This window comes from Pseudomonas sp. RIT409 (assembly GCF_003052515.2).
Classification (GTDB): Bacteria; Pseudomonadota; Gammaproteobacteria; order Pseudomonadales; family Pseudomonadaceae; genus Aquipseudomonas.
Genome location: NZ_QARE02000019.1, coordinates 1 through 24,157, shown reverse-complemented (window position 1 = coordinate 24,157; position 24,157 = coordinate 1). Strand labels below are relative to the sequence as shown.

General features: G+C 60.6%; 21 protein-coding genes. 8 read left to right on the top strand and 13 right to left on the bottom strand.

Going from position 1 to position 24,157, the window contains the following annotated elements; genetic code table 11:
* Nucleotides 1-120: 120 nt before the first annotated feature.
* Nucleotides 121-657, bottom strand: coding sequence for an oligoribonuclease (orn, locus tag DBP26_RS20880; RefSeq protein WP_108239425.1), 537 nt, complete (start codon nt 655-657; stop codon nt 121-123).
* A 110-nt stretch (nt 658-767) separates the two neighbouring features.
* Here orn and rsgA point away from each other — a divergent pair, with 110 nt between their 5' ends.
* Nucleotides 768-1,799, top strand: a complete 1,032-nt coding sequence (gene rsgA, locus DBP26_RS20875) for a small ribosomal subunit biogenesis GTPase RsgA (protein ID WP_108239424.1) — start codon at nt 768-770, stop codon at nt 1,797-1,799.
* Between the two features lie 135 nt (nt 1,800-1,934).
* On the opposite strand, the gene motB is transcribed toward rsgA, so the two are convergent.
* The gene (gene motB / locus DBP26_RS20870; protein WP_108239423.1) at nt 1,935-2,981 is read right to left on the bottom strand and encodes a flagellar motor protein MotB; all 1,047 of its coding nucleotides are present in this window, start codon (nt 2,979-2,981) and stop codon (nt 1,935-1,937) included.
* 3 nt (nt 2,982-2,984) lie between these two features.
* Nucleotides 2,985-3,836: a flagellar motor stator protein MotA gene (gene motA, locus DBP26_RS20865; protein ID WP_108239422.1), complete on the bottom strand. Its 852-nt coding sequence runs from the start codon at nt 3,834-3,836 to the stop codon at nt 2,985-2,987.
* 210 nt (nt 3,837-4,046) lie between these two features.
* Between motA and DBP26_RS20860 the strand changes: the two genes are divergently transcribed.
* The 4 genes from DBP26_RS20860 (at nt 4,047) to DBP26_RS20845 (ending at nt 9,421) form a co-directional block, all read left to right on the top strand.
* Nucleotides 4,047-5,582, top strand: coding sequence for an HDOD domain-containing protein (locus tag DBP26_RS20860; protein WP_108239421.1), 1,536 nt, complete (start codon nt 4,047-4,049; stop codon nt 5,580-5,582).
* Between the two features lie 45 nt (nt 5,583-5,627).
* Nucleotides 5,628-6,443 (top strand): rhodanese-like domain-containing protein, encoded by an 816-nt coding sequence (locus DBP26_RS20855; RefSeq protein ID WP_108239420.1) that lies wholly within the window; start codon nt 5,628-5,630, stop codon nt 6,441-6,443.
* A 43-nt stretch (nt 6,444-6,486) separates the two neighbouring features.
* Entirely contained in the window at nt 6,487-7,356 is an 870-nt protein-coding gene (asd, locus tag DBP26_RS20850) for an archaetidylserine decarboxylase (RefSeq protein WP_177411104.1), read from the top strand.
* A gap of 280 nt (nt 7,357-7,636) precedes the next feature.
* Nucleotides 7,637-9,421: a molecular chaperone gene (locus tag DBP26_RS20845; protein WP_108239418.1), complete on the top strand. Its 1,785-nt coding sequence runs from the start codon at nt 7,637-7,639 to the stop codon at nt 9,419-9,421.
* 71 nt (nt 9,422-9,492) lie between these two features.
* Here the strand turns inward: DBP26_RS20845 and serB are convergent, their stop codons facing one another.
* A complete protein-coding gene (gene serB / locus DBP26_RS20840) occupies nt 9,493-10,710 on the bottom strand; it encodes a phosphoserine phosphatase SerB (RefSeq protein WP_108239417.1) in 1,218 nt (405 codons plus the stop codon).
* A gap of 130 nt (nt 10,711-10,840) precedes the next feature.
* Between serB and DBP26_RS20835 the strand changes: the two genes are divergently transcribed.
* Nucleotides 10,841-12,367: a HAMP domain-containing protein gene (locus DBP26_RS20835; protein WP_108239416.1), complete on the top strand. Its 1,527-nt coding sequence runs from the start codon at nt 10,841-10,843 to the stop codon at nt 12,365-12,367.
* Nucleotides 12,368-12,514: 147 nt separating this feature from the next.
* On the opposite strand, the gene DBP26_RS20830 is transcribed toward DBP26_RS20835, so the two are convergent.
* From DBP26_RS20830 to DBP26_RS20790, 9 genes are all read right to left on the bottom strand, one after another.
* Complete coding sequence (locus tag DBP26_RS20830) at nt 12,515-13,222, bottom strand: PqiC family protein (RefSeq protein WP_108239415.1); 708 nt, start codon at nt 13,220-13,222, stop codon at nt 12,515-12,517.
* 180 nt (nt 13,223-13,402) lie between these two features.
* On the bottom strand, nt 13,403-15,661 hold the full coding sequence (parC, locus tag DBP26_RS20825; protein ID WP_108239414.1) for a DNA topoisomerase IV subunit A: 2,259 nt from the start codon (nt 15,659-15,661) through the stop codon (nt 13,403-13,405).
* A gap of 10 nt (nt 15,662-15,671) precedes the next feature.
* Nucleotides 15,672-16,193, bottom strand: coding sequence for a TIGR02281 family clan AA aspartic protease (locus DBP26_RS20820; protein WP_108239413.1), 522 nt, complete (start codon nt 16,191-16,193; stop codon nt 15,672-15,674).
* Nucleotides 16,190-17,173: an esterase-like activity of phytase family protein gene (locus DBP26_RS20815; protein WP_256601404.1), complete on the bottom strand. Its 984-nt coding sequence runs from the start codon at nt 17,171-17,173 to the stop codon at nt 16,190-16,192. The genes DBP26_RS20820 and DBP26_RS20815 overlap by 4 nt, the downstream gene beginning before the upstream one ends.
* A gap of 11 nt (nt 17,174-17,184) precedes the next feature.
* Nucleotides 17,185-19,089 carry a DNA topoisomerase IV subunit B gene (gene parE / locus DBP26_RS20810; RefSeq protein WP_108239411.1) on the bottom strand — a complete coding sequence of 635 codons (1,905 nt, stop codon included), beginning with the start codon at nt 19,087-19,089 and terminating at the stop codon, nt 17,185-17,187.
* A 100-nt stretch (nt 19,090-19,189) separates the two neighbouring features.
* Nucleotides 19,190-19,810 carry a YqiA/YcfP family alpha/beta fold hydrolase gene (locus tag DBP26_RS20805; RefSeq protein WP_108239410.1) on the bottom strand — a complete coding sequence of 207 codons (621 nt, stop codon included), beginning with the start codon at nt 19,808-19,810 and terminating at the stop codon, nt 19,190-19,192.
* A gap of 116 nt (nt 19,811-19,926) precedes the next feature.
* A complete protein-coding gene (gene cpdA, locus DBP26_RS20800) occupies nt 19,927-20,736 on the bottom strand; it encodes a 3',5'-cyclic-AMP phosphodiesterase (protein ID WP_108239409.1) in 810 nt (269 codons plus the stop codon).
* Between the two features lie 168 nt (nt 20,737-20,904).
* On the bottom strand, nt 20,905-21,363 hold the full coding sequence (locus tag DBP26_RS20795) for a DUF1249 domain-containing protein (protein WP_108239408.1): 459 nt from the start codon (nt 21,361-21,363) through the stop codon (nt 20,905-20,907).
* Nucleotides 21,354-21,971, bottom strand: a complete 618-nt coding sequence (locus DBP26_RS20790; RefSeq protein WP_108239407.1) for an NUDIX domain-containing protein — start codon at nt 21,969-21,971, stop codon at nt 21,354-21,356. Before DBP26_RS20790 ends, DBP26_RS20795 begins: the two co-directional genes overlap by 10 nt.
* 231 nt (nt 21,972-22,202) lie before the next feature.
* Here DBP26_RS20790 and DBP26_RS20785 point away from each other — a divergent pair, with 231 nt between their 5' ends.
* Nucleotides 22,203-22,949 (top strand): RsiV family protein, encoded by a 747-nt coding sequence (locus DBP26_RS20785; RefSeq protein WP_108239406.1) that lies wholly within the window; start codon nt 22,203-22,205, stop codon nt 22,947-22,949.
* Between the two features lie 263 nt (nt 22,950-23,212).
* Nucleotides 23,213-24,157, top strand: a 945-nt coding sequence (locus DBP26_RS20780; protein WP_112235852.1) for a DUF6861 domain-containing protein, incomplete at its 3' end; no start/stop codon positions are given.

The following is a 24,157-nucleotide window of genomic DNA, read 5'->3' as shown; positions in this document are numbered from 1 at the left end:
GAGTCAGGACGAAGTCCTCTTCGTAGGAGCGCGCTTGCCGCGATTGCGGCGTTTCAGCTACCCGCGATGTCGAGGCCGACAACGTATTCGCGGGCAAGCGTGCGCTCCTACACTGAAGGGTTAAACCTTGATGAAGTGTTCGCGATAGAAACGCAACTCCGCGATGGATTCACGGATATCGTCCAGTGCCAGATGCGTGCTGCCCTTTTTGAACTTCAGCTCGGGGGACCAGCGTGCCGCGAGCTCCTTGAGGGTGGAGACATCAAGGTTCCGGTAGTGGAAATAGTTTTCCAGCGTGGGCATGCGCTTATAAAGGAAGCGGCGATCCTGGCAGATGCTGTTGCCGCATATGGGCGAGCTGCGCTCAGGCACCCATTGCTTGATGAACTCTAGCGTCGTGGCTTCAGCTTGTGCGGTGGTGATCGTGCTCTCACGCACGCGCTGAGTCAGCCCCGATCCACCATGCTGGCGGGTGTTCCACTCATCCATGCCGTTGAGGATGTCGTCGCTTTGATGGATGGCGATGACCGGGCCTTCGGCCAGCGTGTTCAATTCGCTGTCGGTAATGATGGTGGCCATCTCGATGATGACGTCGTTATCCGGGTCCAGACCGGTCATCTCCAGGTCGATCCAGATCAGGTTCTGCTTGTTCTGCATATGTCGGCTCCTCAGCGTAGGCGCGCAGTTTAGCTCAGACAAGCGTGCTAGACTCCCGGCGTTTTACTCAATCCTCTGCTTTACACCCCGAAACGGATCACTGAACACCCATGGCCAAACGCCAACTCAACCGCCGCCAAAACTGGCGTATCGAAAAGATTCAGGGCGAGCGCGCCGCCCGAGCGGCCAAGCGTGAGTCCTTGGCCCTCGAAACCCTCGAAGGCGGTGATCTGGGGCCGGAGCAAACGGGCCTGGTGATCGCCCACTTCGGCGTTCAGGTGGAAGTCGAAGCGCAGGAAGGCGAGCTGAGCGGCCAGGTATTCCGCTGTCATTTGCGGGCTAACCTGCCCGCGTTGGTGACGGGCGATAAAGTCGTCTGGCGCCCGGGCAATCAGGGTATCGGCGTGATTGTTGCGCAACTGCCGCGTAGCACCGAACTGTGCCGACCCGACTCTCGTGGCCAGCTCAAACCGGTGGCTGCCAACGTCGATTTGATCGTCATCGTCTTCGCGCCTGCACCGGAACCCCATGCCAACCTCATCGACCGCTATCTGGTAGCGGCTGAGCATGCGGGGATTCGTCCACTGCTGCTGCTGAACAAGTACGACCTGATCAACGAACAGAACGCCCCTGCGCTCGATGCGCTGCTCGCGGTATATCGCACGCTGGGGTATCCGGTGCTGGAAGTGTCCGCCCATCACGGCAACGGCATGCAGCAGCTGCAGGATCTGTTGGACCATAACACCAGTGTGTTCGTGGGCCAGTCCGGCGTCGGCAAGTCATCGCTGGTCAACAGCCTGCTGCCGGAGGTCGGCACGCGAGTGGGGCCGCTGTCCGAATATTCAGGCCAGGGGACACACACCACCACCACCGCCCGGCTGTTCCACTTCCCCCACGGCGGCGACCTGATCGACTCCCCCGGCATTCGCGAATTCGGCCTGGGCCACGTCAGCCGCGCTGACGTTGAGGCCGGCTTCATCGAGTTCAACGACCTGCTCGGCCGCTGCCGTTTCCGCGACTGCAAACATGACCGAGAGCCCGGCTGCGCCCTGCTCAAAGCCCTGGAAGACGGCCGCGTGCAGCAACAGCGGATGAACAGCTATCGCTCGATCATCGCGAGCTTGCCTGAAGACAGTTACTGATCGAGTGCACCCCGCTGTATCAGGGGACGTCTGCAAGATTGCTCCCGCCAGCAAGCCAAGCGGCTATAACTCACCTGTAATGCCTCGAAAAACAAAAACGCCGCGATGATCGCGGCGTTTTCGTCAGACCATAGTTCAGTTCTTGGTCTCGTCGATCTTCAATTGCCCTTGGTCGAAGATGTTCAGCTTTTGCCGGATTTCGTGAGGCTGAGCGTAGGCCTGGGGGTCTACCGGGGGCGCTGCCGTCGATGCCTCCGGCCGAGCGCCGGGTGCCGTTGGCGCAGCAGGCGCGGCAGGGGCAGGTGGCACGTCCGTTTTTGGCGCATCCCCCGTGCCTTGTGCGCCCTCGATGCGCTCCTGGGCCTTCTTGGTCAGCACCACAATGTCGATCCGGCGGTTGATCGGGTTGGTGGGGTGTTCCTTGTCGTACAGCGCGGACGAGGCGTAACCCACCACACGAGCGACTTGCGGGTCCGGATAGCCTCCTGCGGTCAGCGCACGCCGGGCCGCGTTGGCACGGTTGGCTGAAAGCTCCCAGTTACCGAAACCGTTGTTACCCACATAAGGCGTCGCATCGGTGTGCCCACTGATACTGACCTTGTTTGGCACCGCTTTGATGGTATCGGCCATGGCCAGCAGAATGTCCTCGAAATACGGCTTGAGGCGTGCGCTGCCGATGTCGAACATGGGCCGGTTTTCTGCGTCCATGATCTGGATACGCAAGCCATCCTGGGTAATTTCGAACAGGATCTGGTCTTTGAATTTGGCCAGTTGCGGATTTTCGTTGACCTTGGTCTGCAGTTCCTGCAGCAGCATCTCAAGACGCTCCTGCTCGACCTGCTCGGCCGCGGAATCCTGTTGATCCGCATCCACCGGGACCTTGTCGGGCGCTGGGGTGGATTTGACTTCAGGGTTGAGGGTCTGGTCCGGCGACATCTCCGGTGAACCACCCAGATCAATGACATACGGGGATCCGCTGTCCGAGAACCCCACAGGGTCCTTGAAGTAACCCGCAATGGCGATCAACTGCTCGGGCGTGGCCGAAGACATCAGCCACAGCACGAGGAAAAACGCCATCATTGCCGTCGCGAAGTCGGCGAAGGCGATTTTCCAGGCGCCACCGTGATGACCGCCGCCGAAGCGCTTTACGCGCTTGACGATAATGGGTTGATTGTTTTCCATGGATCAGCGACCGCGAACAGCTTGTTCCAGCTCGCTGAAGCTGGGGCGATGGGCCGGGTACAGCACCTTGCGGCCGAACTCGACAGCCAGCGAGGGTGGCACGCCCGACGCAGAGGCGACTAACGAAGCCTTGATCGATTCGAAGACGTTCATCTCTTCTTTCGCGTCGTGGGCGAGACACTGCGACAGCGGACCGAAGAAGCCGTAAGCCGCGAGAATACCGAAGAAGGTACCGACCAGTGCGGCGCCTACGTGCATGCCGATCGCGGCCTTGTCTCCAGAGCCCAGCGACGCCATGGTCACAACGATACCCAGTACGGCCGCGACGATACCGAAACCGGGCATGCCGTCGGCGATACCCGTCACGGCGTGGGAAGGGTGCTCCAGCTCTTCCTTCATGCTCAGCAGCTCCATGTCGAACAGGCCTTCCAGCTCGTGGGGGGCCATGTTGCCGGAGGACATGATGCGCAGGTAATCACAGATGAAGGCGATCATCCGGGTGTCTTTCAAAACGCTGGGGTACTTGGCGAAGATCGGGCTGTTTTCCGGCTCTTCGATGTCGCCTTCGATGGCCATCATGCCTTCGCGGCGGCTCTTGTTGAGGATCTCGTAGATCAAGCCCAGCACTTCGAGGTAGAAGGCGTGCGTGAAGCGCGAACCGAACATCTTCACGGACTTCTTGATGACGTGCATGGTCATATAACCCGGGTTCGCCTGCAAAAATGCACCGAACGCGGCACCGCCGATGATCAGGACCTCGAACGGCTGGATCAGCGCCGCGATTTGACCATGGGACAGTACGTAGCCGCCGAGAACGCTCGCGATAACGACGATGATGCCGATAATTTTTGCCATAGATAAAAATACTTACTGAGTCGGGTTCATGGTCATTGTGCGAGAAGCGGTCGAAACGCTTGTTCTACTTATCGGCATGAGTGCGCCAGACTATAGTCAATTCAGGCGAAAATCCTGTCTGGCGTCTGGCTCGCGTACCGCAGCGCGACGGCCAGCATGATGCCACCATTCGACGCCGATCAAAACCTCCCAGCCGTATGGGCCTTGTGAATGCAATCAGAAAAAGCCTCCACGTTCCCCGTTCCGCAGACGCTCGATGCTTGGGTCAAACAGCTCGACAGCATCGCGCTGCCCGTACCGGCTGCCGCCTACACCAAAGTGCATTCAGCGCTGAACGACAGTCGTCGCTCCCTGCGAGAGATTGCCGAGCTCATGCAGGACAGCCCGGCCTTGGTTCTCAGCGTGTTGCGAGAGGCCAACCTCAAGGCGGGTGGCCTTACCGAGCCTGCGGAAAGCCTCGAAGTGGCTTTGAACCGTCTGGGCCTGGCGCGCACCGGCACCTTACTGGCCCGCCTGCCCAGTGTCGAATTGCAGAGCATTCCGGTCGCGTTTCGCCAGTTGCAACTGATCAGCCAGCACGCCACACAGCAGGCGTACGGACTTTTCGCCAATCAGCTGGCACGCCTATGGCAAGACATCCACTTGGGCAGCCTGTTGTTTCTTGCGCCTCTGTGGCCGATGGCACTGGCACATCCGAAGCTGCTGGAGGAGTGGGAGCTGCGGGTCATCCACAAGGGCGAGAGCGCGAAAGTCGTAGAAAAGGCGCTGTTCGGCGTGCGGCTGGTGCAGCTCTGCCAAGCGGTGGCTCAACACTGGCAGTTGCCCATCTGGGTGACGCAGGGCTATGACCTGCTGATTCGTGAGCAGCGCAATCTAGTGAAAGTGCTGCGTATCGCGCACGAACATGACAATCCGCTTCAACGGCAGCAGGCATTGGACGCTGATCTGCCATTGCGGCGCTGGCTCAATCAGCCCGCCAATACGATATTGCTGGCTAATGGCTTGGCGCTGTCAGCTCAACAAGCGTGGGACACGCCGCACAATCTGCGCTGGCAGTTGCTGACCAGTCTGTACCTGCAACAGCCGTTCGACGAACTGCAGCAACAGGTGCACCAAAACGCCGTTGCCAGCGCACGCCATCACGCCGCGCCCGGCGTCTGGCACCCGGCCGAGGCGCTGCTGTGGCCTTGGGAAGCGCGACGGGTTCACAAAGGCCTGCTGCCTGCGCCTGCGCCGTCGGCCGAAGCGCTGCAGATGTGGCGCAAGCACTGCGGCGATTTACTCAAAGAGCCCAGCGCTTTCACCAATGCCATGCACCTGACCACCTGCGCTCGGGATGCGCTTCTGGCGGCAGGCATGCGACGCACAGTGCTGCTCATGATCGATCGCAAGACCGACACCTTGCGTGTGCATCAACTCGCCGGGGTGCCTTCGGCTGCCGCCGCGCTGCTGATTCCCTATCGCGACAGTACCGTGTTGCAGCGTCTGATGGCACAAGCCACTCAGTTGCGCCTGACGCCCAGCAATAACGCCCAGTTTTCCGCGCTTCTGCCCGTTCAGTTGCGCAGCCTCTTTCCGGGCGAAAACCTGCTGATCCGCTCGCTGGCGAGTCAGGGCCGGGTGGTGATGGTGGTCCTGGCGGATCAGGGCGGGGGCCCTTTTTCGGAAATGACCGTCCAGGCGTTCGGTAAGACCGGACAATGCATCGAGAAGGCGCTGACCACCTTTAGCCAACGCAATGGCTGACGCCTGAGCTACAATTCCTCCCTTTTCACGATCCGGAGTTGTCACATGTCTGCCTTCTCAAGCTTGCCGCTGGTGATCGAGCCCGCAGACCTCCAGGCACGCCTTGGCGCTTCAGAACTGATCCTGGTCGACCTGACGAGCGCCGCCCGTTACGCTGCCGGCCACATTCCAGGTGCTCGCTTCGTCGATCCGAAACGCACACAGCGGGGCCGACCGCCTGCTCCGGGCCTGTTGCCGACCCAGCCGGAACTGGAAAGCCTGTTCGGCGAGCTGGGGCATCACCCGAATGCCATCTACGTGGTGTACGACGACGAGGGCGGAGGTTGGGCCGGCCGCTTCATCTGGTTGCTGGACGTGATCGGCCACTCGAATTATCACTACCTCGATGGCGGTGTCCTGTCGTGGCAAGCCGAGGGCCTGCCGCTGTCCACAGAGGTTCCCGCACCCGCGGGCGGCCCCGTCGCACTCAAGATCCACGATGAACCCACGGCCACCCGTGAATACCTGCGCAGCCGCCTGGGCGCACCGGACCTGGCCATCTGGGACGCACGGGCCCCGAGCGAGTATTCAGGCGAGAAAGTGGTGGCAGCGCGAGGCGGCCACATCCCTGGGGCGATCAATTTCGAATGGACGGCAGGCATGGATCCGGCCCGCCAATTGCGCATTCGCGAAGACATGCCGCAGATTCTGGAAAGCCTGGGCATTACGCCTGACAAGGAAGTCGTGACTCATTGCCAGACCCACCATCGCTCCGGCTTCACGTACCTGGTGGCCAAGGCGCTCGGCTATCCGCGGGTCAAGGGCTATGCCGGGTCATGGGGCGAATGGGGTAATGACCCAGAGATGCCAATCGAGAAATGACGGGGCGCCCCGCGATCTGAACTCCTTTTCAAACGCTTTAGGAATCTTGATGAAACAGCGTCTGTTTATCCTTTTTCAATACCTGCTTCCCCACCATCTGCTGTCGCGCCTGGCGGGCTGCGTTGCTGAATGCCGCGTGCGCTGGTTCAAGAATGCGTTCACGCAGTGGTTCGTGCGCCGGTACCAAGTGGACATGTCCCAGGCGCTGGTGGAAGACTTCACTGCCTACCCGCACTTCAACGATTTCTTCACCCGTGCACTCAAGCCAGGCGCTCGCCCCCTCGACGAGACACCGGGGGCAATCCTCTGCCCTGCCGATGGTGCGGTGAGCCAACTGGGCCCCATCGAACATGGCCGGATCTTCCAGGCCAAAGGCCATAGCTTCAGCGCGCTGGAACTGCTGGGAGGCGATGCACGCCTGTCGGCGCCATTCATGGGCGGTGAATTCGCCACCATTTACCTTTCGCCGAAGGACTACCACCGCGTACACATGCCGCTGGCAGGGACATTGCGGGAAATGGTCTACGTGCCCGGTCGCCTGTTCTCGGTCAACCAGACCACAGCCGAAAACGTGCCTGAACTGTTCGCGCGCAACGAACGTGTCGTGTGTCTGTTCGATACCGAGCGCGGCCCGATGGCGGTCGTGCTGGTGGGCGCGATGATCGTGGCTTCTGTCGAGACGGTCTGGGCAGGTCTGGTGACGCCACCGAAACGCGAGCTGAAGACCTTCCGTTACGATGAAGCGGCCCGCGCGCCCATCCATCTGGAAAAAGGCGCCGAGCTGGGACGCTTCAAACTGGGATCGACCGCTATTGTCCTGTTCGGTCCAAACCAAGTGAAGTGGGCTGAACAACTGACCGCGGGGGCGCCCACCAGAATGGGGCAACTGCTGGCGACGCCCATCCAGGTGTGACTTGCTGCCTCGATAACATCGAGGCGCAGACGGGCGGGGCAGCCGTGATCCACAAGCCCCGCTCTGTTCGTAATAACCGAAGCAACGCAATTCACTTGCAATATCAGTTTGACATTAATGGCTGCGACTTGGCGCCGATGCTGGTAAAGTCATCCATCGGTGCTGTAGGAAACTTCTCTTTCAATTGACGTAAACTCGCTCGTTTAGCTGGATCGCGGCGCCGTTGCATGCCGTTTGACCGCGCCATTCGGGCTGATAGTTGTCGGAGTTTGCCTGTCACATGAGTAATTTAAGTCTCCCGCTGTTGTTGCGCGCCCCCGTGCCGACGCAGTCGAGCCTGTCGTTCTGTGACGCGACGCCAAAAGACCTCAAGCGCTGGATCGCCACGCTGCCCAAGGCGAACCTCGGCGAAATGGCTCGTCAGTTGTACCAAGGCCTCGGCGAGTTGAATCAACTGCTGACGCCGAGTGAAAACCGGCTGCAATTGCTCGAACTGCTGCGTCCGGAAGTCGCCTTCGTCTGCAAGCACTTGGAGCGGCACTTTCTCAACCAGTCAGTGGTGCTGGAGGAGCGGCCGCGCAAAGTGGCCAACTTGTGCCAGGCCCTGCAAAACCACCTGGCAGTCGGTTACAAGCAAATCATCGTCCGCGTGGCTCCCAAACTGAGTCGGGACCGCACCGCGCTGCTGACCACCGCCCTGCAACGTGCGTTGCATTGCCTCAATGGTCCGTTGATTCGCGCCAATCAGTTGTATTGCCCGGTTCAGGATGGGCTGTGGATGGAGCTGCACCAGATCTACCAGATCGCGAGACAGCACCAGCTTCACGCAATACCGGTGCCCGATAACCAGGCGCATCACACCCGAACCCTGACCGTCGAGCAAACCTACATCGTGGCCCTGCTCATGGGTTGCTCGCGCTGCAACCAGATGCGTCAGCACAATATCGGCAAGCTGGCCGATGCGCTGGATGCGTGGAGCGCCATGGTCACGCTGCAACAGCCCTTCGACGAGTCGAGCCTCTACGCCGTCGCCTTCGCCTCCGATACGGCGCCGCGCTATACCTCGCTATTCAGCGACGATCAACGCAGTCAACTGCTCGGGTTCAACCCTCGGCCTCTATCGGCCGCGCTTGAGCGTTATATCGAAACGCCCCCGGAACAGCGCTCGCAGTCCTATCTGCATGTTCCACCCGGCCTGTCGATCGACGTGCTGCAACACCTCGCGGCAGCATGGGGCGATGTGTCGGAGCGGGCATTTCAACGGACGCCGGGCCAGGGCACGCTCACGGTTTGTGTCGGGATGAGTGCCTTGCATTATTTTGTGGGCGGCCAGCGCTGCTTCAGCGATTTGCTGCAGGTCGACCACGCCGCCGTCGGCAGGATGACCGAATACACGTTGCAACCGCTGGAGTCGGCCCGGCACGACCCTTGGGGTCAAGCCATGGACGTCCAGCGCGCAAGCTCCTCCAGCACGATGCTGCCGTTCGAGGAAATCGAGTATCAGGGCAGCGATGCCGAGGCGGCCGCCGCCGCTGACGGGCAGAAAAGCTTTCCGACTTACAGCCTGAATATCGTCAACCACAGCCCCGGAGGTTATTGCCTGGCGTGGCCGAAGGATGTTCCGGACCAATTGCAGGCCGGTGAGATGATCGGCATTCAGGATCATGGCCACGGCTGGAGCATTGCCGTGGTGCGCTGGGTGCGCCAGGTGCGCAGCGGCGGAACGCAAATGGGTGTGGAGCTGATTGCGCCGTTCGCTCAGGCGTGCGGCATGCAGTTGCTGCGTACCGAGCAGAGCAGCCAATACCTGCGAGCGCTGCTGTTGCCGGAAGTACGTGCGATCGACGTGCCTGCAACGGTGTTGGCGCCTCGCCTGCCTTTCGACAATGGCAACAAGGTCATGATCAATAACTGCGGCGAAGAACGCCCCGCCACCCTCAACGGGCGCAAGGCAACGACGGGTAACTACAACCAGTTCGAATACGAGATGCTCGAAGGGCCCAAGATCACTACGGAGCAGTCGGGCCCGGAACAGGAATTCGATTCGCTGTGGACGGTGCTGTAAGGCATTACGCGCCCACTCCAGACCTCTGAAGGTGTGGGCGCAAGCCTCTGCGCCCATGGGGCGATTGCGATTTACAGGCTACGCCCTTCCCGATCGCGGAAACCCAACAGGTACAGCACGCCATCGAGCCCCAGCGTTGAAATCGCCTGCTTGGCGGACTGTTTGACCAATGGCTTGGCGCGAAACGCCACGCCCAACCCCGCAATGGCCAGCATCGGCAGGTCGTTCGCGCCATCGCCGACCGCGATGGTCTGCTCCAGACTCAACCCTTCTTTCGCAGCCAGCTCTCGCAGCAGATCCGCCTTGCGCTGGGCATCGACGATCGGCTCTACGGCGACGCCTGTGCATTGCCCGTCGACCACTTCCAGTTCGTTGGCGAAGATATAGTCGATACCCAGCTTCGCCTGCAGTTGACGGGCGAAATAGGTGAAGCCGCCCGACAGGATCGCCGTCTTGTAACCGAGGCGCTTCAGCTCGGCGAACAAGGTCTCTGCGCCTTCGGTCAGGCGCAATGAGGCACCAATTTCATCCAGCACCTTGATGTCCAGACCTTTGAGAAGGGCCAGACGCTCTTTGAAGCTGGCGCGGAAGTCCAATTCACCACGCATGGCCCGTTCGGTGATCTCCGACACCCGCTCGCCGACGCCGTGCGCCTTGGCCAGTTCGTCGATGACTTCCGCCTCGATGAGCGTCGAGTCCATGTCGAATACCGCCAGACGACGATTGCGGCGGAATACCGAATCCTGCTGAAACGCGATGTCGACGTTCAACTCCTGCGCGACATGGAGGAATTCGGCGCGCATCTGTTGGGCATCTGCCGGCTCCCCACGCACTGAAAACTCGATGCACCCTTTGCCTTTGTCAGACGGCATGTCGAGCGGCATGCGCCCCGACAGTCGGTCGATCCGCTCGATGTTCAAACCGTAGCGAGCCGTGATCCCACTGACTGTCTGCAGTTGCTCGGCGGTCACTTTGCGGGTCAAGAGCGTCACGATGTGCCGGTCCTTGCCCTGATCTTCGACCCAGTGCTGGTAATCGTCATCACTCACATGAGTGAACAGCACGTTCAGGCCCAACTCGTCGGCCTTCAATTGCACCCGATCCAGTAGCGTCGAGCCGCTTTCGGTGTCCGGAATCTGCACCAGGATACCGAACGACAGCGTGTCATGGATCACGGCCTGACCAATATCCAGCACCTCGGCGTCACCCTGAGCCAGGACGCCGGTGATGGCGGCCGTCAGGCCCGGGCTGTCTTCGCCGGTGATGTTTATCAGGACAATTTCGCGCAAGGCGCACCCCCGGTGTGAAAAAAAAGCGCATTCTACTCACTTTCAGTGACCGCCGGGCACAGTGAGCGCTTTGCCGCATCTGGGTCGCTCGCTATACTGCGCCCCAACTTCTCCAAGAGAGCCGTGCTCAGTGAACCGGCCCACGCCAGTAAAAACCGATAATTTCTTCTTGCTGATCTTCCGGGCATTGCGTCATCGACGCGTTCCGATTGCTTTGCGCATCGCCAGCCACAACGTGATCCTCGTCGCGCTGGCGCTGGTGATCTACGCCTGCGTGATGGGTTTGCAGTTCAAGCAAGCCATGCACGAACAGGCCGACGCACTGGGTCAGGCCCTGACGACGCAAACGGCGACCTCTGCCACCGAGCTGCTGGTGTCCAACGACATCCTCAGCCTGAACGTGCTGCTGGGCAATCTGGTCAAGAACCCGCTGGTGGCGCACGCAGCGATCTACAGCGTGGACAACCGCATTCTCGCCGAAGCCGGTCAACGCCCGAAAAACGGCCTGCTCGGTCAGACGGAAGGCCTCTACGAGACCAAGGTCACGTTTCAGGACGTGGTCGCCGGCACATTGCGCATCAGCCTGGACATGAGCCAGTTCCAGCAACCACTGACCATCAGCCTGCAAAGCATGGGGATTCTGGCCGGGATTCTGCTGGCGCTGTCATTGGCACTGAGCCTGCGTCTGGGACGGCACATTTCCACCCCCATGCTGCAATTGCGCATGTGGTTGCGCTATATCGACCCCTACACTCCGGCCACTGATCGCCAGGATGAAATCGGCGATCTGGCCCGTCAGCTCAAGGCGTCCTACGCGCCGCCCGAACCCGAGCCGGCCCCTGTTCCCGAACCCGAACGCCTCGATGACGATGACGAAGACGGAGCGCCCGAGTTCGACACCAGCGACCTGGGCGAGCCTGAATTCGACGATGAACCCAAGCCTCGGGCCACGGCCATCCCGGCTCGCCGCATCGTGGCCGAGGAAGATGAAGAGGACGATCCCTTCGCCGACCTTCGTGACGACACGCCAGTGGCGCAGAAACCTGCACAGCGCCCCGTGTTGCCGGTGGCGCCTTCGCAGCCCCAGTTCAGCGCAGTGCTTGCCGTCCAACTGGGCTCGCAGGAGCAACTGCGCCGCCTGCCCCGCGCCCGCCTGACCGAGCTGCTGGAGCGCTACCGTGACTGCATCGATCAGGCGGCATCGCTGTACGACAGCGAGCTGCACACCTTGAACGATGGCAGCTCGCTGATGGTGTTCAGCATGCAGGACAGCGGTGACGACTATCTGACCAATGCCATCTGCTGCGGTGAGCTGTTGCGGGCCCTGAGCCATGCCCTGCAGATCGAAGTCGCGGACAGCGGCATCACCCTGCAATTGCAACTGGGCCTGACCCTGGGCGAAGGCCTGCACGGCATGAACCAGATCGACCTGCTGCTGACCGAAACGGCACAGGATGCACTGGCGCTGTCGCAACACAGCCGTAACCTGCTGCTGGTCGAGCGCAAGATCAGCGAAGACTCCACCATCCGCCAACGCGCCCGCATTCGTTCGATTGCCAGCCCAGAAGGTGCCAGCTGCGTGGAGCGCTTGATGGAGCCTTATCCGTCCATGCTGGAGCGCCAATTGGCTCGCATGCATGAGGCGCGCAAGGCCTGACTAAGAGGGGGCTGCTCTGGAATCCGTTCCAGGGATGCCCTCTTCTGATTTCGCGGGAGCCGTCAGGCAGTATTCCCTCCATTGCCATCTCGATCACAAGCCACAAAAAAGCCCGCATCGCTGCGGGCTTTTTCGTAAGCGCTGGACTCAGAAGCGGAATACTTCGAGGTCAGTGCGGATGGGTGATGCCATTGGAATCTTCGGTTTGTCCTGATCGGTCCGGGTCTTGGCTGGCTGGGCAGCTTTCTTCGGCTGATCAGCGACCAAAGGCTGATTGGCTACCGGTTTGACCGCCACGCTCAACTGATCGGCCAGCCGCTGCAGGAGAATACCCTGAGCCTTGACCTGCGCCGCGGAGGTGCCTGAATGCGGCTCCTCAAGGTGAATCAGCTTGCTGTCGCGCACCGTCCCACGACGGTCCAGCAAACGCCACTGAGCGTCGAGCACGGCCGGCTGGTTCTCACCGGAATCCAGCCGTGTGATCGACAGCACCACTTGAACGTCAGGGCTGAAGTTCGCCGCCGCTGGCGCCATGACCACCCGCTGACTGTCCAACTTCCACGCCAACTGGCGCAGCAGCAATTGGTCGATGTCCGACGACAGGCTGCCCGCCCATCGCCCGTCCGCCGATGCCGTCAGACTGCCGTCCGGCTGACGCTGAAGTAATGTCTCCCGTTGCAGATAGTCAGCAATGGAGACCGGCCCCAGCAAAACGGCCATGCCTGCACTTTGTTTAGGTTGCCCAGGATCGCCGCTGTCCAGCTGATAGAGCGATTGGGGCTTATGTACGCTACACCCGGCCAAACCAAGAACGCCGGTCAATAACAGAACAACAGGAACGCGTAAGAAATTCATCATTCCGTCCAAGTGAACGCATACAGCGCATCCACGATGTCAATAACCTGTGAAACATGAAGGCACTGAGCCACGCCAGTGCCGAACGACGTCATATCATCCGTGAATATGCGTCGTGACTCCAGCGATTCTGCGTCGATCTTCATGACGAAACGAATATCGAACACTCCAAACGCCGCTTCACGTAGCGCTTTCCACCAACAGCGCGTCCACCCGCTGGAAGCCGCGCGGTAACTTGTTGCCCCGACGGCCTCGTTCGCCTTTGTAATGTTCCAGGTCATCGGGCTTCAGCGACAGCGTTCGCTTGCCCGCCTGGAGCACAAGCGTGGCGCCATCGGGAACCACGGCCAGATCCGTCACGAACTCTTCGCGACTGGCCACACGTTCCCCTGGAATGCCGATGATCTTGTTGCCCTTGCCTTTGCCCAACTGAGGCAAGTCGCTGATTTTGAAGACCAGCAGTCGTCCTTCGGTGGTCACCGCCGCCAGCCAGTTCTGATCACGATCCGGCACCGGGCGTGGCAGGATGACTTTCGCACCGGCAGGCAAACTCAGCAGCGCCTTGCCCGCTTTGTTCTTGGCTTGCAGGTCTTCCCCTTTCACCACGAACCCGTAACCGGCGTCGGAGGCAATGACGTAGAGCGCATCGTCGTCTGGCAACAACACGCATTCGAAGGTGGCGGCAGGGGGTGGTGTCAGACGGCCGGTAAGCGGATCACCCTGGCCGCGAGCCGACGGAAGGCTGTGCGCGGCGAGCGAATAGCTGCGCCCTGTGGAATCGATGAACACCGCGTACTGGTTTGAGCGCCCCGCCGCTGCAGCCTTGAAACCGTCCCCTGCCTTGTAGGAGAGGCCGGTTGCGTCGATGTCATGACCCTTGGCGCAGCGCACCCAGCCTTTTTCGGACAGGACGACGGTCACAGGCTCGGTCGGCATCAACTCGTTTTCGGACAGGGCCTTGGCTTCGGCACGCTCGACAATCGGCGAACGACGATCGTCGCCATAAGTTTCAGCGTCCTTGATCAGCTCGCTGCGCACCAGCTTGCGCAATTTCGCGTCGCTGCTCAGCAACGCCTGCAATTTGGCCTGTTCTTTCAGCAACTCGTCCTGCTCGCCGCGCAGCTTCATCTCTTCCAAGCGCGCCAACTGACGCAGGCGGGTGTCGAGGATGTAGTCGGCCTGGATTTCGGACAGTTCGAACCGTGCGATCAGATCGGCTTTGGGATGATCCGATGTGCGGATGATGTGAATCACTTCATCGAGGTTGAGATAAGCGGTGAGCAAGCCTTCCAACAGGTGCAGGCGCTTTTCGACCTTGTCCAGCCGGAACTGCAAGCGACGGCGCACCGTGGTGATCCGGAATTGCAGCCACTCGGCCAGCAGCGCCTTGAGGTTCTTCAGCTGAGGTTTGCCGTCCAGACCGATGATGTTGATGTTGACCCGGTAGCTGGATTCCAGATCCGTGGTCGCGAACAGGTGCTGCATCAATTCGTCGGCGTCCACACGGTTGGAGCGCGGAATGATGACGATACGGCAAGGGTTTTCGTGGTCCGACTCGTCACGCAGGTCTGCGACCATCGGCAGTTTTTTCGCCTGCATCTGCGCGGCGATCTGCTCCAGGACCTTGGCACCCGAAACTTGGTGGGGCAAGGCCGTGACCACGATGTCCCCGTCTTCGACGCGGTAGACCGCCCGCATGCGCACCGAGCCGCGACCGCTTTCATAGATCTTCAGCAAATCGGCGCGAGGGGTAATGATCTCGGCTTCGGTTGGGTAATCAGGGCCCTGCACGTGCTCGCAGAGCTGTTCGGTCGTGGCTTTCGGCTCATCGAGCAAACGAACGCAAGCCGCTGCGACTTCGCGCAGGTTGTGTGGCGGAACGTCGGTGGCCATGCCCACCGCGATCCCAGTGGTGCCGTTGAGCAGGATGTTCGGCAAGCGCGCCGGCAGCACCGCCGGCTCGTCCAGCGTGCCATCGAAGTTGGGGACCCAGTCCGCCGTGCCCTGCCCCAGCTCGCTGAGCAGCACTTCGGAATAGCGCGACAGCCGCGCTTCGGTATACCGCATGGCCGCGAAGGATTTTGGATCATCCGGCGCGCCCCAGTTGCCCTGGCCGTCCACCAGCGTGTAGCGGTAGCTGAACGGCTGGGCCATCAGCACCATGGCTTCGTAACAGGCCGAGTCGCCGTGGGGGTGGAATTTGCCGAGTACGTCACCGACGGTACGCGCCGATTTTTTGTGCTTGGCGTCGGCGTCCAGGCCCAGTTCGCTCATGGCGTAGACAATGCGTCGCTGCACTGGCTTGAGGCCGTCACCGATGTGCGGCAAGGCCCGATCCATGATCACGTACATGGAATAGTTGAGATAGGCCTGTTCGGTGAAGTCAGCCAGTGAGCGGCGTTCTACGCCATCCAGGCTGAGGTCAAGGGAGTCGCTCATGCGGGCCTCATCATTTCGTCGTCTGACGCAGCAGCAAGGTGCCGCCGCGCTGGGTGAATTCAAGTTGTTTGATGGCGCTCATACCCAGCAGCACCTGATCACCGTCCAGACCGGGCACCACTAGAGCGCGCACGTTGTCCAGGACGATGTCGCCAATTTGCAGGGTTCGCAGCGTCGTGCGGAAAGCGTCCGTCCGGCCGTTGGCCGTGTTGACCTCCACGCGAGCGCCACGCTCCAGCCGCAGTGTTTGCGCAACGCTGTCGGGGATCGCGACCTGAGTCGCACCGGTGTCCAGCATGAACGCCACGGGGCGCGCATTGATCTGCCCCGTCATCACGAAATGCCCCTGGCGATTGCTCACCAGACGCACTTCCACATAACCGTCACCGTGTTCCGAGGTCACGGTGGTATTCGGGTTTTCCTGACGCTGCTCCCAGTCGCCAAAAAAACGCGTCGCCAGAAACAGCGCCGCAGCCCAGGCCATGATCAACATCAGGCGCCCGGCGCGCTTGCCGGGAGGCGCCTGGCTCAAGGCTTGCCGCCCCAGCCGCCTTGCGGGGCGGCAAAGCGCCAGACGATCGGGCGTTTTTCGCCATCGGCGCGCACGCCGAAGTTGTTGTCCGTCCCGACCCACGCGCCGGTTTCGTCAACGATCAGCGCTTCCGTCAGTCCGTATTTCTGGTCGTACAAGCGGTTAGGTTGCAACGCCTCTTTGGCGAACGACCAGCAGGTTTCCAGTTGCCCCGTTTCCAAAGCCCGACGGCAGATGCGATAGGCCGCGCGCTCCAGGGTGTAAAGCTTGCCCTTGTACAGCGAGATGTCGGAAAAATCCTTGGCCACGGATTTGCCGCTCAACTGCGGCGGCAGCACATCGTTCCCGGACTCCACCCGCAAAATGCAACTTGCACCGCAGGCCCAGCCGTCCTTGCCACGCTTGACCGTCAGCAGCCCGCGCTTCTCGCGCTCGGCGGCCAGCCAGAGCTGATCGCCTTCGGGACTGACGGCAATGCCTTCGAAAATCGCATTGAAGTGCTGCAGCATCCCCGCCGACTGAGCCTCCTCGACCACCTTTTTCGGCAACTCCAACCAGCTCGCAGGCCCCTCGACGGGCACCTTCAGGACCGTCGCATAGGCTTCACTGACCAGATACCGATTGCCAGCGGTATCACAGGTGACACCCTCGAAATCCAGATCGCCCCCGCGAATCAGTGCAGAAGCCTTGGCCATCCCTCGCAAGGTGGCCGACAACCCGCTGTCTGGAATTGGCGGAATGTCCAGCACCTGTGCACGCGCTTTCCAGACACTTGCAGTGGTGTCCAGGCGATACAGCAACGTGTCGTCACGGTCGGAGACTGTCCACAGCGTACCGTTGCACGACGCCAAGCCGGATAGATTGCCGCCGACCATGTCATCGACGGCGTGCTCGGACAGCAGCTTCAGTTCCGGCAAGGGCTTGTGGGCAACCGGCTCGGCGGCGAAAACGGGCACGGCGGTCAGCAACAGGGCTGCCAGCCAGACTCGCCTCAAACCAACACCTCGGCGAGGTTGCCTTTGGATTCCAGCCAGGTCTTGCGATCGCTGGCGCGCTTTTTAGCCAGCAGCATGTCCATGATCTCCGAGGTCTCTTCAAAGTTATCCAGGGTCAACTGCACCAGGCGGCGCGTGTTCGGGTCCATGGTGGTTTCGCGCAGTTGAGGCGGGTTCATCTCGCCCAGGCCTTTGAAGCGCGTGACTTGCGGCTTGCCGCGTTTCTTCTCGGCGACCAAACGGTCGAGGATCCCGTCACGTTCGGCTTCGTCCAGCGCGTAATAGATGTCCTTGCCCAGGTCGATGCGGTACAGCGGCGGCATGGCAACGTAGACATGACCGGCGTCGACCAGTGGACGGAAGTGCTGAACGAAGAGCGCGCACAGCAGCGTGGCGATGTGCAGGCCGTCGGAGTCGGCGTCGGCCAGGATGCAGATCTTGCCGTAGCGCAACTGACTCATGTCCGCCGCGCCAGGATCGACGCCTATGGCCACGGCGATGTTGTGCACTTCCTGGCTGGCGAGGACTTCGCCGCCGTCCACTTCCCAGGTGTTGAGGATCTTGCCGCGCAGCGGCAGGATGGCCTGGAACTCCTTGTCGCGCGCCTGTTTGGCCGACCCGCCCGCGGAATCGCCCTCGACCAGAAAAAGCTCGGCGCGCATCGGGTCCTGACCGGCGCAGTCCGCCAGTTTGCCAGGCAATGCCGGGCCCTGGGTGATGCGCTTGCGCTCCACCTTCTTGCTCGCCTTGAGACGGCGGCCCGCGTTGCTGATGGCCAGTTCGGCCAACTGCATGCCCACCTCGGGGTGCGCGTTGAGCCACAGGCTGAAGGCATCCTTGACCACACCGGAAACGAACGCCGCCGCTTCGCGGGAGGACAGACGCTCTTTGGTCTGGCCAGAAAATTGCGGTTCCTGCATCTTCATCGACAGCACGAAGGCAATGCGCTCCCAGACGTCTTCCGGGGCGAGTTTCACGCCACGGGGCAACAGGTTGCGGAATTCACAGAACTCGCGCATCGCATCGAGCAACCCCTGGCGCAGGCCGTTGACGTGAGTGCCGCCCTGTGCGGTCGGGATCAGGTTGACGTAACTTTCCTGCACGCTGTCGCCACCTTCCGGCAACCACAACAACGCCCAGTCAACGGCCTCTTTGTGACCGGCGAACGCACCGCAGAACGGTTCTTCCGGAAGACGCAGGAAATCGCTGACCGAATCCTGCAGGTAGGAGCGCAGACCGTCTTCGTAATGCCACTCCACTTTCTCGCCGGTGCCCTTGTCTTCGAAGCTGACCAGCAGCCCCGGACACAGCACTGCCTTGGCCTTGAGCACATGCTTAAGGCGGCTGACGGAGAATTTAGGGCTGTCGAAATACTTCGGGTCCGGCGAAAAATGCACGCTGGTGCCCGTGTTGCGCTTGCCGACGGTACCGATGACGGCCAGTTCGGTAGCTTTGAAGCCGTCGGCGAACGTCATCTCATATTCGTTGCCGTCACGCTTGACCCGCACCCGGACCTGGGTGGAGAGCGCGTTGACCACAGAAATCCCCACGCCGTGCAGGCCGCCGGAAAACTGGTAGTTCTTGTTCGAGAACTTGCCGCCCGCATGGAGCTTGGTGAGGATCAGTTCGACGCCAGAAACGCCCTCTTCCGGGTGGATGTCCACGGGCATGCCGCGACCGTCGTCGGCCACTTCCAGCGAATTGTCAGCGTGAAGAATGACCTGCACCGATTTGGCGTGCCCGGCCAGGGCTTCGTCGACACTGTTGTCGATGACTTCCTGGGCCAGATGGTTCGGCCGGGTGGTGTCGGTGTACATGCCCGGTCGCTTCCGGACCGGGTCGAGGCCCGAGAGGACTTCGATGGCGTCTGCGTTATAAGAGCTAGCGCTGGGATTGGCCATGGGGTCTCGTCATCAAGTCGTTCATGAAATTTCGGAGTGATGCTGTCGTTGCACGCGCGTTCTACGCTTCATTATTGCCAACGCACCGGCCTGCACGCTGTCACAGCGCTGACCGATCGATGGCCTGCAGCAGATCGGGGGCGAAACCTGCGATGCTCAACAGCGTCGGCATCTTCTGCGCGAAGCCCTGAAAGCTGTGGTCGCCGCCTGCCTCGATCCGCAGCGCGCAGGCCCGATAAAAGCCCTGTGCGCGTCGATAATCCAGTGTCTCGTCGCCGGTTTGCAACCATACCTGAATGCGTTGCGGGTCTTGCGGGGCGGGTACTTCCAGCTCAGCCAAGGCGTCCACGTGGTCGTGGGTCAACTCCCACGTCTGGCCGGTGTAGAGGTTGGTCTGAGTGCCCAGAAAGCCATCGAACAACTCATGCGGATTGACCGCAGGGTTGATCAGCACCGCCTTGAGACCGTGGCGCTCGGCCAGGTGAGTCGCATAGTAGCCGCCGAGCGAGCTGCCGACCAGTAATGGCCGCCCACCCAGCGCTTCGATCGCCGCTTCGAGCTGCGCAATCGCCTGCCGCGGATGATGGTGCAACTCCGGCACCCGCAATTGCTCGGCAAGCCCTAGCCGCGTCATCAACGTCGTCAACTGTGTGGCCTTTTTCGACATCGCCGAGCTGTTCAGGCCATGTATATAAAGAAGCGTCGGCCGATCATGGTTCACGCGTTTGCCTCCAAACCCTGATTCCTAGCCCACAAGGGCAAAGCCACGCAGTTTACAGGGACAACGGCGTGAAGACTCGTGTGATGAGCTGTTGCGGCGAATTCAGGACATTTCCTTCAATAGCCAGCGCCATTGAGGTCGATTTCGAACAGGTCAGGATCAATGCGGGAAACGCCGGTCTCGATCCGGCCGTCATCGTGCAAACGCAGCCAGCGATAGCCCGGGGCCTGCGAGTCCAGGGCAAAATCGTCACTGCCGGGGGCGAATTGGATGCACGTCGAAGGCGAGGCCATCAAGCGCAAGCCTGCGCGAGGCTGATCGAAGACCTGATGCACGTGGCCCCACAGCACCGCCCGCGTCTGCGGAAATCGGTCGAGTACCGAAAACAGGGCCTCTGGATTGCGCAATCCAATCGGCTCCATCCACGCTGCGCCAATCGGCACCGGATGATGATGCAGGCACACCAGATGATGACGATCCGGCGCTTCGCTCAATGCCTGGACGAGGATCTGTAACTGTTTGTCCTCCAGATAGCCAGGCACCGAACCCGAAACGGAAGAATCCAGCATCGTGACGCGCCAGCCGCCGATGTCGGTGATTGCCTCGAGTACATCGCTTTGCCGGGCTGCGATCGCCATTTCCCGCACTTCGTCGTGGTTGCCCGGCAGCCAGCGCTTGGGAGCGTCGAGCCGATCGCTCGCCTCGAGAAACGCTTGATAGGACGCCACGGTTCCGTCCTGGGACAGATCCCCTGTCGCCAGCACCAGATCGATGTGAGGCTGCTCCTCGAGAACCAGCCCGATCACGGCGTGGAGGCTGTCGCGGGTCGGCATGCCCAACAAGGTGCTGTCCGCCTCAGCGAACAGATGACTGTCGGACAGTTGCACCACCAACACAGAGGACGGATTTGAGGATGCGCTCGACAATGGCCATCTCCTTGAGCAGACAAGGCCGGATTATGGTGCGTGATTGTTACGACGGCAAACTTGGAAATGAGTGGCAGGTATCAGTTATCGAATCAAGCGCGTTCGGCCATCGGTGCTTATCCAATCGGCTGAACACCGTGTTCAGTCCTCACTTTTTCAGAGCCGGGATCACCGAACCGATTCGAACTCATGCCCACACGCCAGGCAATGGCTCAACCACTCGCCAAGAAACAGATTCAGCTGTGCCTTTTCATCCGGCTGGTGCATATCGGCGTTGGGGTACGGATAGATACCGCGGAAACGCCGGGCGTGCTCCGCGCCGATGACTTCGGCCATGCGAGCATCGTGGTAGACCTGCACTTCCAGCACCGGGACCGGCAGCCAGGGCAGGCTGTGCTCCTGGCGCACTTGCAACGTGGTGGTGTAAGGACAGTCGAGCAGCACTTCGACGGCCAGCACACCGAGCATCTGATCGCCTTGGGTGACGGCCACCCGGCGAGAACGTTGACCATTGCCTTCGCGCATGTCCGGCAACAGACGCATCAAGCGCGCGTAGTTCGCCTCACAGGCTGCTTGCAGCCCGGCAAGATCGACACGGTAGCGCTCGCGCAGAAGATTCACGACCATAGCCCCCTGATTTCGGCACGATTGAGTGCCAGCCATTGTATTGCGATGATAGTTGCCGCGTTGACAATGCGTCCGTCTTTCACAGCCTGAAAGGCCTCGTCGAATGACCAGACCGACACACGGATGTCTTCGGCCTCTTCCTCCAGCCCGTGCAAGCCACCCGCCCCTTCACTGACGCACTTGCCCAGGTACAGATGGACGAATTCGTTGCTGCCCCCCGGCGACGGAAAGTACTTGGTAATCGGCCACAGCGCCTCGAACGCAAGCCCAGCTTCCTCTTCTCCTTCGCGGTGAGCAACTTCTTCAGGCAGTTCTTTCTTGTCGATGAGGCCGGCGACCATTTCCACCAGCCATGGGTTGGGGTGCTTGCCCACTACACCGACGCGGAACTGCTCGATCAGCACCACCTCGTCGCGCTTGGCATCGTAAGGCAGAACGCAGACGGCATCGTGCCGCACGAACAGTTCGCGCTTGATTTCCGGGCTCATTCCGCCATCGAACAATTCGTGGCGCAGGCGCAGACGGTCCAGTTGGTAGAAACCCTTGAAGCAGGTTTCCCGATGGGTGATCTCATGCTTCGTGGGGGTCGAACTCGCGCTGTCGGTCATAGGTTTCTCACTGCAAAGCATGGCTGACTTCGCGCCATCCTAACGTGGTGTCGCACAGGATGCAGCCCTCTGGGTTGGCAATTTCGGCACTGAGGGTAGACGACTGGAGGGGAAAGGCACTCTAATCCGCCCAGTGGCGAACTGATTGCGTCCCCTACAGTCAAAGCCCGTTGCCATTGCCTACCTGGATGGCCCTTTACGGCCCTTAAAATGCCAACGCCAAGGAACACCATGTCGTTTCTGAAGATCACTTCAATCGCCTGTCTGGCCCTGATTCTCGGCGCCTGCCAAAGTTTTTTCGAACCCAACCTGCGTAAACCGCTGACCGTTCAGCGCGACGCTTCAGAGCTGATCAAACCGGGCTGCACCGCCGCCGACTGTCCCTTGGTGAACATCGACACCGTGCATTTCCCGGACGAGCCAAAACTCGACGAAATCACGCAGCGCACCTTGCTGCAATTGACCCGCAACGACAGTGACGGCCCCGTGCCGCCGACCCTCAAGGCTTATCAAGAGCAATTCCTGGCCACCGCACCGGCGCGCAACGCGAGCTATCTGCAGGCCAAGGTACGCGAGCAGCATGACGGCATCGTGGTGGTTGAGCTGTCCAGCTACCTGGATACCGGCGGGGCCCACGGCAATCCCGGCCGGGCGTTCATTAATTACTCCCGCCAGCAGCAACGTGTTCTGACCCTCAGTGACATGCTGGTGCCCGGCCAGGAAGCGGCTTTCTGGGCGAAGGCAGAGCTGGCCCACCAGGCCTGGCAGGTCAGCACAAAGCTGGACAAGGATGCCGAGTTCCAGAAGATGTGGCCTTTCAAGCGGACTTCCAATGTTGCGCTGACGTACGGCGCAGTCATCCTCAAATACCCGGTTTCCACCATCGCCCCTTATGCCATGGGCCATATCGAGTTGAAGATTCCTTACCCTCAACTCAACGGCATCGTAAAACCGGAACTGTTTCCCGGCCGCAGCTGACGACCGGACTGATCCACCAGGCCCCTTGCAGCGCAATCGCTGCAAGGGGCCTTTTTTTGGGGCCAATTAAAGTTATTTCCCAAACGCGATAATTAAAAAGAAAAGTCCCACATCAATTTAATACTCTTCCCACTTAAAAAGTTCAGAAAACTAAAACTTCCTCACAACGCACTTTTTATTAAACGCTTTGTATATTGAAACGCTGATCAACCGCCTTTAATTTCCGCCCCTGAAAGTTTCATACCGCTGTCAGGGAGACGGGGATGTTTGAAGGGACGGTCCTGCCCTCTTGGTTCGAAATCGAAGAGCGCCTCCTCTTCGAAATAAGGAGTGCGGGCCAAGGGAAGTTTCGCGGCTATTTCAATGAGCACTTGCCATCGGTCAGTACGGTACTGCGCCGTCTGGATCATATTCGTACGGCGTTTTATCGCGCCGAGTTCGAAGCAGCTGATTTATTGAGACAGCGTTTCGCCGATCTTGATATCGGCGAGGTGGTGCAAGAACTGTTAGGCACCGTTGGCCAAATGGCATTGATCGTTGTCGGCAGCGTATTGGCCGGCGGCGTCATTGGCGCCGGTGCCGGCGCGCTGGCGGGCGGTGCGGGTGCTCTGCCAGGTGGCTTGGCTGGCATGGGCGTCGGCCTGCAAGCCAGCGGCTGGATACTGACCGCCCTGGGCTTGGCGTCGATCGCCGAATACTTCGTGAATGGGCTGCCGGTGCTGCTCGACCATTACCTGGTCGGCATCCAAGTGGTGTGGGACGGCATATCGGGTGACGAAGGCCTCAACCCTTTCGGCGAGAACGAGCTCTTGGTGGTGCAGCGTGCCACCCACCACTTCGCCCGGGGTCACGTCGAAGTCGTGGTGCTGCTGCTCAGCGCCATCGTCGACTACCTGACCCGAGGGCGCGGAGGCATCGGCCAACTCGCCAATGAGATGCACTCCACCCGCCAAGGCAAGCGCTTGGCGCAATGGATGATCAAGCATGAGGAGACGCTGAAAAAGCGCCCGGATCTGCACTCCGCCCAGTCAACCCGAGGCAGTTTCGGTTCACAGGAGTCCACACCGCCTCATCGCCAAAATGAGCAAACAGCCGGCAGAAAACCGCTGGGTATGCCCGAACACAAGGTACCCTGCTTCAGCGCAGACAATCTGCACTACAGTAAGATTCCCGAATTCGACCGTCAGTTGGGCGGGCAGGAGAAGGGG